Below are 9306 nucleotides of genomic sequence, written 5' to 3'. Positions count from 1 at the left end.
GCTGGGGCCTGGGTCTGGCGCTGGAAGGACCGCATTGACCGTGAATTCATGCGCCGATTCACCGAATTCCCTGCCATGCCTGGAGCCGGTGGCCCCGCCCAACCCGGTGCCAACGTCCGCGAAGCCTTGCGGGCCATGGGCCAACTGCTCAAAGACATCCAGGCCCAAGGCAAGACCCCAAGCACGCGCCTGACACTGACGAGTGAAGAATCACTGCAAGCCATCTCGGCCATCGCCATGCGCTGTGGCGGCTGCGGCGCGAAAGTAGGCGCCAACATTTTGTCCCGAGCACTGGGCAGCTTGCAGCCGGTTGAGCGACCGGATGTGCTGATTGGCCTGCACTCGCCAGACGACGCGGCCGTGGTGCGCGTGCCGCCGGGCATGGCCGTGGTGCAGACGGTGGACTTTTTCAGGGCCTTCATCGACGACCCCTATTTGTTTGGCAAAGTGGCGGCCAACCACGCGCTGGGCGATGTGTTCGCCATGGGCGCCGAACCGCAAACCGCCACTGCCGTGGTCACCGTACCACCGGGCCTGGAAAGCAAGGTCGAAGACCTGCTGACCCAAATGATGGGCGGCGCGATTGAAGTGCTGAACGCCGCAGGCTGCGCCCTGGTGGGCGGGCACACGGGCGAAGGGGCAGAGCTGGCCTTGGGCTTTGCCATCAACGGCCTGATCGATGAAAAAATGGACAGCGTGATGCGCAAGGGCGGTATGCAGCCGGGCGATGTGCTGCTGCTGACGAAGCCGATCGGCACCGGCACCTTGTTTGCCGCGCATGCCCGTTACGCCGCCAAAGGCCGCTGGATCGATGCAGCGCTGCAGTCGATGGTGGTGTCCAACCAAACGGGTGCTGACATTTTGCGCACTTACGGTGCCACCGCTTGCACCGACCTGACCGGTTTTGGCCTGTTGGGCCACCTGGTGGAAATGACGCGCCCCTCGGGTGTGGACGCTGAACTGCAAATGAGCACTCTGCCCCTGCTGGACGGTGCGGTGGACTGCGTTCAGGCAGGCATTGTCAGCTCTTTGCAGCCGGCCAATGTGCGCCTGCGCCGCGCCCTGCGCAACGCCGATGAATTCGTGGGCGACCCACGCTACCCCCTGCTGTTCGACCCACAAACAGCAGGCGGCCTGCTGGCCAGCGTGCCCGCTGCTCAAGCCGCCGCCTGCGTGCAAGCGCTCAAGGCCGCAGGCTACCCGCACACCGCCATCATCGGCCGCATCACCGCGCAAGGCGAGGCCATCGAGCCGGTGCTGCTGAAAACCTGAACGCCTTCAAGGCCTGTTATGTCATGACCACCGAACACCTGACCCACCCCATCGCCCACGCCATCACACTGAATGCCGACCTGACGCAGCGCTGCATCGTGCACAGCCCCTCGCTCGACTGGGTGGACTCGCCCGCATCGGGCGTGTCGCGCCGCATGCTCGAGCGCGACGGCGGCGAAGTGGCGCGCGCCACGTCCATCGTGCGCTATGCGGCTGGCTCGGCCTTTGCTAGCCACGCGCACGGCGGAGGCGAAGAAATTTTGGTGCTTGAAGGCACGCTGCACGACGAGCACGGTGTCTACGGCCCCGGCACCTACATCAAAAACCCGGTGGGCAGCTCGCACGCGCCGTCCTCCCCCGATGGCTGCACGCTGTTTGTAAAACTGCGCCACCTGGACGCGCGCGACGACGAGCGCGTGGTCATCGATACGCGGCGAAGCCAGTGGCATCAAGGCATGGTGGAAGGCTTGAAGGTCTTGCCGCTGAACACCTTCGAGACGCAAAACACCGCCATGGTGCGCTGGGCACCGCAAACGTTTTTCAACCCGCACCGGCATTGGGGCGGAGAAGAAATCTTGGTGGTCGAAGGCGTGTTCTCGGACGAACATGGCGACTACCCGGCAGGCAGCTGGCTGCGCAGCCCGCACATGAGCCAGCACCAACCCTTTAGCCGCGAAGGCTGCTTGATCCTGGTGAAAACCGGGCACCTCGTTTAAGCACCCGTCTCCATCCACAGCGCCCAAACCCGCCACATGGACGCCCTGAGCTCGGTCTTGTCACGCATCGCCTTGCGGGCCGGCGTGTTCTACAGCGGCAACCTCTGCGATCTGCACGACTTCGAGCACGATGTGTTCAAGGGGCACTTGCACCTGATTGAGCGCGGGCCCATCGTGCTGCAAACGCAGGGGCAAGCCGATGTGCACCTGAACGAGCCTACCGTGCTGTTCTTGCCGCGGCCCCAATGGCACCGACTGGTGGCCGACGATGGCGTGGGTGCCGACGTGGTGTGCGGCACCATCGCCTTGGGCGGCGGTGTGCACAACCCGGTCAGCGACTCGCTGCCCGATGTGGTGCTGGTGCCGCTGTCGGCCATGCCCGGCATGAAGGCCTTGCTGGGCCTGATGCGGCAAGAGGCTTTTGAAGACCAGCCGGGCCGCCAGGCGGTGCTGGACCGCTTGTGCGAAGTGCTGATCCTGCAGCTGCTGCGCCACTGCATGGCCCAAGGCATCACCTCTGGAGGCCTACTGGCGGGCTTGGCCGACGCCAAGCTGGGCAAGGCCTTGCGGGCCATGCACGAGGACCCGGCAAAGGACTGGGATTTGCCCAGCCTGGCCGCTGCCACAGGCATGTCGCGTGCGCGTTTTGCCCACCACTTCAAGGCCGTGTTGGGCCACACCCCAGCGCACCACCTGAGCCAGTGGCGCATCCAGACGGCCCAGCAACTGATGCAGCAAGGCCAAAGCATCCAGCAAGCGGCGCACGCCGTAGGCTATGGCAGCGCCAGCGCCTTTACGCGGGCCTTTGTGCGTGCGCTGGGCCAAACACCCGGGGCATGGCTGACGGCGCGGCGTGCCGATCACAACGGTTCATTAAACGAGACGGGCAGCACAGACAAAGCCGCCAAACCACCTCGCCAAGGACCCGCAGCGCCCTAGAATGACCGTCTCATGACCCCACCGACGGCCACCCAAAACCTGCACATTTTTTGCCTTTGCGCTCAGTGGTGCGTCATTTGCCGTGAATTTGAGCCAGCGTTTCAGCGCTTGGCCACAGACCACCCCGAGCACCGCTGGCAAAGTCTGGACATCGAAGACCACGAGGCGCTGTTGGCCGACATCGACATTGAAAACTTCCCGACTGTGGTGATCCTGAACCAGGCCAAAAAAGTTTGTTTTGCAGGCACTATCGAGCCCCGCATCGACAGCTTGCAGCGGCTGGTGCAGTCGGCACAAGCCGACGACTTGCACCTGTCTGCCCAGTCGGCTCAAGCTTGGCAAGCCTTGACCACTTTGTGAGCTGGGTGGCGCGCGGTCAGGCTGGATCGGGTGCAGCAGCTGCGTCACTGCGCCGCACCGTTCGTTTGTCGCGCATCGTCATGAACTCTTCGGCCGATGTCGGGTGGATGCCGATGGTGGCGTCAAAGTCGGCCTTGGTCGCGCTCAGATTCAGCGCCAGGGCCAAGCCCTGAACGATCTCGGGTGCATCCGGCCCCACCATGTGCGCGCCCAGCACGCGTTGGCTGGCGGTATCGACCACCAGTTTCATCAAGGTTTTTTCGGGGCGGCCCGACAGCGTGTGGCGCATGGGCTTGAAGCGCGATTCGTACACGTCGATCTCGCCGTACTGGGCCAGCGCCGCCTCTTCGCCCAAACCCACCGTGCCAATCGGCGGCTGGCTGAACACCGCCGACGCCACATGACCCAACTGCGCCGCTTGGCGCTGCGGGCCAAACAGGCTGCGCGCTACCGCGCCGCCTTGCGCCAAAGCCACCGGGGTCAAGGCAATGCCCTCGGTCACATCGCCCACGGCGTAGATGTGCGACACCACGGTTTGGCCAAAAGCGTCCACCTTGACACCCCGGCCCGGGGCTGCGCTCAAGCCCGCTGCGGCCAGGTTCAGGCCTTCGGTTTGCGGCGTGCGGCCGGTGGCGTACATCACGGCATCGAATTGCTCACTGCCCGTCAGCGTTCCGGTCAATTGCACAGCCACAGTGCCATCGGGCTGGCGCTCAAGCGACGCGGCCTGGGTTTCGGTCAGGACGCGGATGCCCTTGCGCGCGATCTCTTCGCGCAGGTGCTGCGCCACCGCGCCATCAAAGCCGCGCAACAACTGCGCACCCCGGTGGATCAGCGTCACTTCGGAGCCCAGGCCGTTGAAGATGCCCGCAAACTCCACCGCGATGTAACCCCCCCCCACCACCAGCACACGCCGTGGCAAGGTGGGCAAATCAAAGGCCTCGTTGGAGGTGATGGCGTGTTCGATGCCGGGAATATCGGGCAAGGCGGGCGTACCACCCGTGGCGATCAAAATGTGGCGCGCCGTGATGCGCTGGCCGTTCACGCTGAGCGTGTGCGGGTCTTCAAAACGGGCATGGCCTTGAAAAATCTGCACGCCCGAGTTCTTCAACAGGTTTTCGTAGATGCCACTCAAGCGCGTGATCTCTTGCTCCTTGGCCGCCACCAAGCGGGGCCAATCGAACGAGGCCGGGGGCACGGTCCAGCCAAAACCGGCCGCGTCTTCCAGGTCTTCGGCGTAATGCGAGGCCTGCACCAACAGCTTTTTGGGCACACAGCCCCGGATCACGCAAGTGCCGCCGTAGCGAAAGCCCTCGGCAATGCCCACCTTGGCGCCCAAACTGGCCGCCACGCGCGAAGCGCGCACACCGCCCGATCCGCCACCAATCACAAAAAAGTCAAAGTCGTATTGCTGCATGTTGTGCTTTCATCCCAAAGTTGGCTTGATTCTGACAGCACGCGCAACGCATCGCACGGGTGTGCTCAATTGGGGTCAAGACCCTGAGACGAATGGTCAATTCCAAAGCGTGCAGGGCTTATACGATCACCACGCCTTCACACACACAAGCCGGAGAACCCATGACCCAAGCCTTCATCCAGAACCTGCAGCCGATTGACCACGCCAGCGCACAAGGCGCGCAAAAAGCCATCCTCGACACCGCCTTGGCGCAGGTCGGCTTCATCCCCAACATGTACGCCAACATGGCCAATGCGCCTGCCGTGCTCAGCACCTACTTGCATGGCTATGCCTTGTTCCGCCAAGAGTCTGGCCTGATCGCGCCCGAGCAAGAGGTGGTGTTTTTGGCCGTGAGCCAAGCCAACGGTTGCACCTATTGCACCGCCGCGCACAGCATGATCGCCGACAAGGTCTCCAAGCTCGCCCCCGACGCGCTGCAAGCCATCCGCGCAGGCCAGCCCATGGCCGACGCCAAACTCGCCGCGCTCTACGCCATGACCACCACCATGGTCAAAACCAATGGCCAGCCCGATGCAGCCGCTGTGCAGGCCTTTTTGGCAGCAGGCTACCAAGAAAGCGACCTGCTCTACATCGTGCTGGCGATCTCGGTCAAGGTGCTCAGCAACTTCTCCAACCACGCCTTCGGCACCGTGGTGGACGAGCGCTTTGCGGCCTACAAAGTCGCCTGATGTTCAACAAATCAACCGTCAAATCAACCGTCACTTTAGGCGCAGCCCTTGACCAGGACATCCTCGACAATGAGCGTTCTTCACAGAATTTTTGCCGCATGACACCCACACACGTTCCCGAACAATTTGACCGCACCATGGGCTGCACCGCAGCAGAGCTGATCAGCTGGTTGCCGCGCTCTTTGCCGGATGCCCAGTTGGCGGTGGACGTCACGCTCGGGCGCTGTGTGGCCAGCTGGCCCGAGGGCTCGCTGCGTTTGCAGTGGTCACCCTTGCCCGATCGCTGCATTGCGCTGCTGCGCATTCCGCAGTTGCAGGTGCACTTTGCGTTTGAAGGGCTGGACGATGCGGCGCGTTACGCACGGCAGAAATTCTTTGATCTGCACACCCACCGAGGAGGCGGTTAAGCCATGGCCATTCAAGCGGTTGTTTTTGATGCCTACGGCACGCTGTTCGATGTGTACTCGATCGGCGCTTTGGCCGAAAAACTCTACCCCGGCCAAGGCGCGGCCCTGTCGGTGCTGTGGCGCGACAAGCAGATCGAGTACACGCGCCTGATCTCGCTGAGCGACCCCGATCCAAAGGGCAGCAAGCATTACCAGTCGTTTTGGGACATCACGCGCGCATCGCTGCGCTACGCGCTGGCGCGTTTGGGTCTGGTGCACAGCATCGCGAACGAGGACGCGCTGATGGCGCAATACGCCCAACTCACGGCCTTTCCGGAAAACCTGGGCGTGCTGCAGGCACTGCGTCAGCGCGACGTGGCCACAGCGATTTTGTCGAACGGCAGCCCCGAGATGCTGCAGTCGGCTGTGCACAGCGCAGGCATGAGCGAGTGGCTCGATGCGGTGCTGTCGGTGGACAGCGTGCGCCAGTTCAAGACCACGCCCACCAGCTACCAACTGGTGCTGGACCACTTTGGCTTGGCACCCGCTGATGTCTTGTTTGTGTCAAGCAACGCCTGGGACGCGCTGGGCGCCACTTGGTTTGGCTTCACCACCCTGTGGATCAACCGCCAAGGCCTGCCGCCCGAGGCCATTGGCCCAGCGCCGCAGCACAGGGGCCGCGACTTGAGCGAAGTGCTGAAAGTTTTGAGTTAAAGCGCCAATCAAACCGCTGCTTGTAAGCAGCTTGCACGGCTGGGTTTTTTAAAATAGCAGTCTTTGAGCTGACCTTTGAAAAAACCCATGAACACGCCATCCGCCCCGTCTTTGGCTTCCCTTGTTGCGCCTCACGGTCCACTGCGCGTGGCCATCAACCTGGGCAACCCGGTGCTCGCCGGACTCGATGCGGCGGGTGAGCCCTCGGGCATCTCTGCCGATTTGTCACGCCTGTTGGCCGCACAGTTGGGGATCGGGATTGAATGGTGCATCTTCAAAAAGGCCGACGAATCGGTGCAGTGTGTGCGCGCCGACGAGGCCGACGTTGGCTTTTTTGCCATCGACCCGGTGCGCGGCGAAGGCCTGCATTTTTCACCGCCCTATGTGCAAATCGAAGGGGCCTACATGGTGCGCAACGACTCGCCACTGCAAAGCAATGACAAGGTGGACCACGCCAGTCACCGCGTGACGGTCGGCGCGGGCAGCGCCTACGACTTGTTTTTGACGCGCCACCTGAAACACGCCCCCATCGTGCGTGCGCCCAGCTCGCCCGCCGTGGTCGACGTATTCATGACGCAGCAACTCGAAGTGGCCGCAGGCGTGAAGCAACAACTGCAGGCCGATGCTCAGCGCTTGGGCGGCGTGCGCCTGCTGCCTGGACGCTTCATGGTCATCCACCAAGCCATGGGCATGCCCGCCCAACGCAGCGAGCAGGCACGCCAATGCCTGAATGCGTTTGTGGAAGAAGCCAAGCGCTCAGGTTGGGTGGCCGATGCCTTTGTGCGCCACCAGATTCAGGGCGCAGCTGTTGCACCACCGGGCTATCCCGCACACGACTGAGGCGGGCCTGAGCGGGTGATAAATTGCGGTTTGCCATTTAAACCATCGCCAAGAGGCCACCAATGAACCCCAGCAAAACCGACCGCCTGCCCGAAATGTCACGCGAACACATGACCGATGCCCAACGTGCCGCAGTCGACGAACTGGTCAGCGGGCCCAGAGGCAAACTCTCTGGCCCCTTTGTGCCCTTGATGCGCAGCCCCGAGCTGATGCGCCGCCTGCAAAAAGTGGGGGAATACCTGCGTTACGACAACACCGTGGGTTTGCACAACTCGGAATTTGCGGTGCTGGTGGTGGCGCGGCACTGGTCACAGCCGGTGGAGTGGCACATCCACAAACCGATCGCCATGAAAGCCGGCGTGAGCGAAGAGACCTGCAACGCGATTGCCGAAGGCCGCCGCCCGCCGAACATGACGGCCGAAGAAACCGTGGTGTACGACTTCTTGCAGGAGCTGCTGCACAACCAGTCGGTGAGCGATGTGACCTGGGCAACTGCACAAAAGATGTTTGGCGACCAAGGCGTCATCGACATGACGGCGCACTGCGGCTACTACAGCTTGCTGGCCATGGTGATGAACACCACGCGCCGCGAACTGCCAGACAACGCCGCACCGGGTATTGCGCCTTTCCCTCAATGAGGGTCTGAACGCTGGTGTGATCAAAACCATGAAAGGCATGGCTTTTTTGTAGGAGCCCACCCCGTGGGCGATGGGCGTGGAACACGACCTCAACAACGTCGCCCTGCAAAACATCGCCCACAGGGGTGGGCTTCTACAACAACAAATGGCTGACCTACCGAAGAACCGAGGCCAAAACTGCCAAGGCCTTTTGGAGCCCGTTCAACCAAACGCGTTGAGCGTTTGCCCCCCGGCCTGCACCGGGTGCGCATGCACCAGCACCACGGCCATCACGCAGGTTTCGGTGCCCCGGTTGATCCAGTTGTGTACCGTGCCGCGCTGCACCATGACGTCGCCGGCCTTCAGGTGAACTTCCTCACCGGACTCCAGTTCCATGTCGATTTCGCCCGACATGACCACGATGTAATCCACCGAGTCGGTGCGGTGCACGCGCTGCTGCACACCGGGATGGAAGTCGAGGATGCGGAACACGGTGCCGTGTTCAATCACCGAAAATTTGCCTTCACGCCTGCCTGCGTCCACATGGCCGTTGTTGTTGGCGGGGTTGGTGTCGGTGGTCCACACATTGCACACAAAGCCATTGGGGCGGCCTTGGCGGTAATGGCTGCAGACTTCGTCAATCTCGACGATGGCTTTGCCTTGGTCGTCGTGACCGGTCACGACGCGGCGAATGGACGGGTTGATCGGGGTGGTCATTCAATGAGCTCCTTGGAAAATAGGTTCAGTGGCCATCATGGCCCACGCGGCGCATGAAATCGGTCATGGCTGTCGCCAGGGTTTCTTCGTGCGGGCCCCAAGCCGAAAACGGCAAAGCAGGCACGTCTTCGTCCGCCACCGGCAGCTCAAACAGTTCGCAGCCGGGGATCAGGGCCGCCGCTTCACGGCCGTGGCAGGACACATGGGTTTTGTCGTTGCCGGGCACCACCCAAGTGGGCACACCGATGGCCTGCAGGGCCTCGGTCGTCATACCCAGCACCGGCTCGCGCGGGCCTTGCAAAAAAATCTGAAGCCAGTGGCTCATAACGGCCATGTATTGCTGGGGGTCCATGGCCATCAGTCGGTCGCGGTTTGCGGGATCGGCTGCGATGAGCTCTTGGTAAAAAGGCGTGGCACACACGGCGGCCATGCCGCCTTGTTCGGCCGCGCGGATGAACTGGCCGTAATAGTTCTCGGGCAAGCGGCCCGCGGTGAAGCTACCGCCCGTGATGCGCAGCAGCAGCAAGCCACGCACCGCATCGGGGTGACGCAAACTGGTCAGCAAGGCCAGCCGCGCCCCTGAAGAGCCACCGCCAAAAA

Annotated in this window: 12 protein-coding genes; 9 read left to right on the top strand and 3 right to left on the bottom strand. The window is 62.7% G+C overall.

Going from position 1 to position 9306, the window contains the following annotated elements; translation table 11 throughout:
• The 4 genes from selD to Q0341_RS10115 all read left to right on the top strand — a co-directional run.
• Positions 1-1272: selenide, water dikinase SelD (gene selD / locus Q0341_RS10130; protein ID WP_299512805.1), on the top strand; the 1272-nt coding region annotated here is incomplete at its 5' end.
• 23 nt (positions 1273-1295) lie between these two features.
• On the top strand, positions 1296-1988 hold the full coding sequence (locus tag Q0341_RS10125; RefSeq protein WP_299512803.1) for a cupin domain-containing protein: 693 nt from the start codon (positions 1296-1298) through the stop codon (positions 1986-1988).
• A 36-nt stretch (positions 1989-2024) separates the two neighbouring features.
• Positions 2025-2927, top strand: coding sequence for an AraC family transcriptional regulator (locus Q0341_RS10120; RefSeq protein ID WP_299512800.1), 903 nt, complete (start codon positions 2025-2027; stop codon positions 2925-2927).
• A 12-nt stretch (positions 2928-2939) separates the two neighbouring features.
• Positions 2940-3287, top strand: coding sequence for a thioredoxin family protein (locus Q0341_RS10115; protein WP_299512797.1), 348 nt, complete (start codon positions 2940-2942; stop codon positions 3285-3287).
• A gap of 16 nt (positions 3288-3303) precedes the next feature.
• On the opposite strand, the gene gorA is transcribed toward Q0341_RS10115, so the two are convergent.
• Complete coding sequence (gene gorA, locus Q0341_RS10110; protein ID WP_299512794.1) at positions 3304-4704, bottom strand: glutathione-disulfide reductase; 1401 nt, start codon at positions 4702-4704, stop codon at positions 3304-3306.
• 161 nt (positions 4705-4865) lie between these two features.
• Here gorA and Q0341_RS10105 point away from each other — a divergent pair, with 161 nt between their 5' ends.
• The 5 genes from Q0341_RS10105 to Q0341_RS10085 all read left to right on the top strand — a co-directional run bounded on the left by Q0341_RS10105 (position 4866) and on the right by Q0341_RS10085 (position 8010).
• Positions 4866-5432 (top strand): carboxymuconolactone decarboxylase family protein, encoded by a 567-nt coding sequence (locus Q0341_RS10105; RefSeq protein WP_299512791.1) that lies wholly within the window; start codon positions 4866-4868, stop codon positions 5430-5432.
• Complete coding sequence (locus Q0341_RS10100) at positions 5432-5839, top strand: hypothetical protein (protein ID WP_299512789.1); 408 nt, start codon at positions 5432-5434, stop codon at positions 5837-5839. The genes Q0341_RS10105 and Q0341_RS10100 overlap by 1 nt, the downstream gene beginning before the upstream one ends.
• A 3-nt stretch (positions 5840-5842) precedes the next feature.
• Entirely contained in the window at positions 5843-6532 is a 690-nt protein-coding gene (locus Q0341_RS10095) for a haloacid dehalogenase type II (protein WP_299512787.1), read from the top strand.
• Between the two features lie 87 nt (positions 6533-6619).
• Positions 6620-7372: an ABC transporter substrate-binding protein gene (locus tag Q0341_RS10090; RefSeq protein ID WP_299512785.1), complete on the top strand. Its 753-nt coding sequence runs from the start codon at positions 6620-6622 to the stop codon at positions 7370-7372.
• A 62-nt stretch (positions 7373-7434) separates the two neighbouring features.
• Entirely contained in the window at positions 7435-8010 is a 576-nt protein-coding gene (locus Q0341_RS10085) for a carboxymuconolactone decarboxylase family protein (RefSeq protein WP_299512782.1), read from the top strand.
• Positions 8011-8211: 201 nt separating this feature from the next.
• Here the strand turns inward: Q0341_RS10085 and Q0341_RS10080 are convergent, their stop codons facing one another.
• Complete coding sequence (locus Q0341_RS10080; protein WP_299512779.1) at positions 8212-8706, bottom strand: cupin domain-containing protein; 495 nt, start codon at positions 8704-8706, stop codon at positions 8212-8214.
• 25 nt (positions 8707-8731) lie between these two features.
• Positions 8732-9306, bottom strand: a 575-nt coding sequence (locus tag Q0341_RS10075; RefSeq protein ID WP_299512776.1) for an alpha/beta hydrolase, incomplete at its 5' end; no start/stop codon positions are given.

The sequence above is a fragment of the uncultured Limnohabitans sp. genome, from assembly GCF_937889215.1.
Taxonomy (GTDB): domain Bacteria; phylum Pseudomonadota; class Gammaproteobacteria; order Burkholderiales; family Burkholderiaceae_C; genus Limnohabitans_A.
This window is presented reverse-complemented; position numbering and strand designations above follow the sequence as displayed.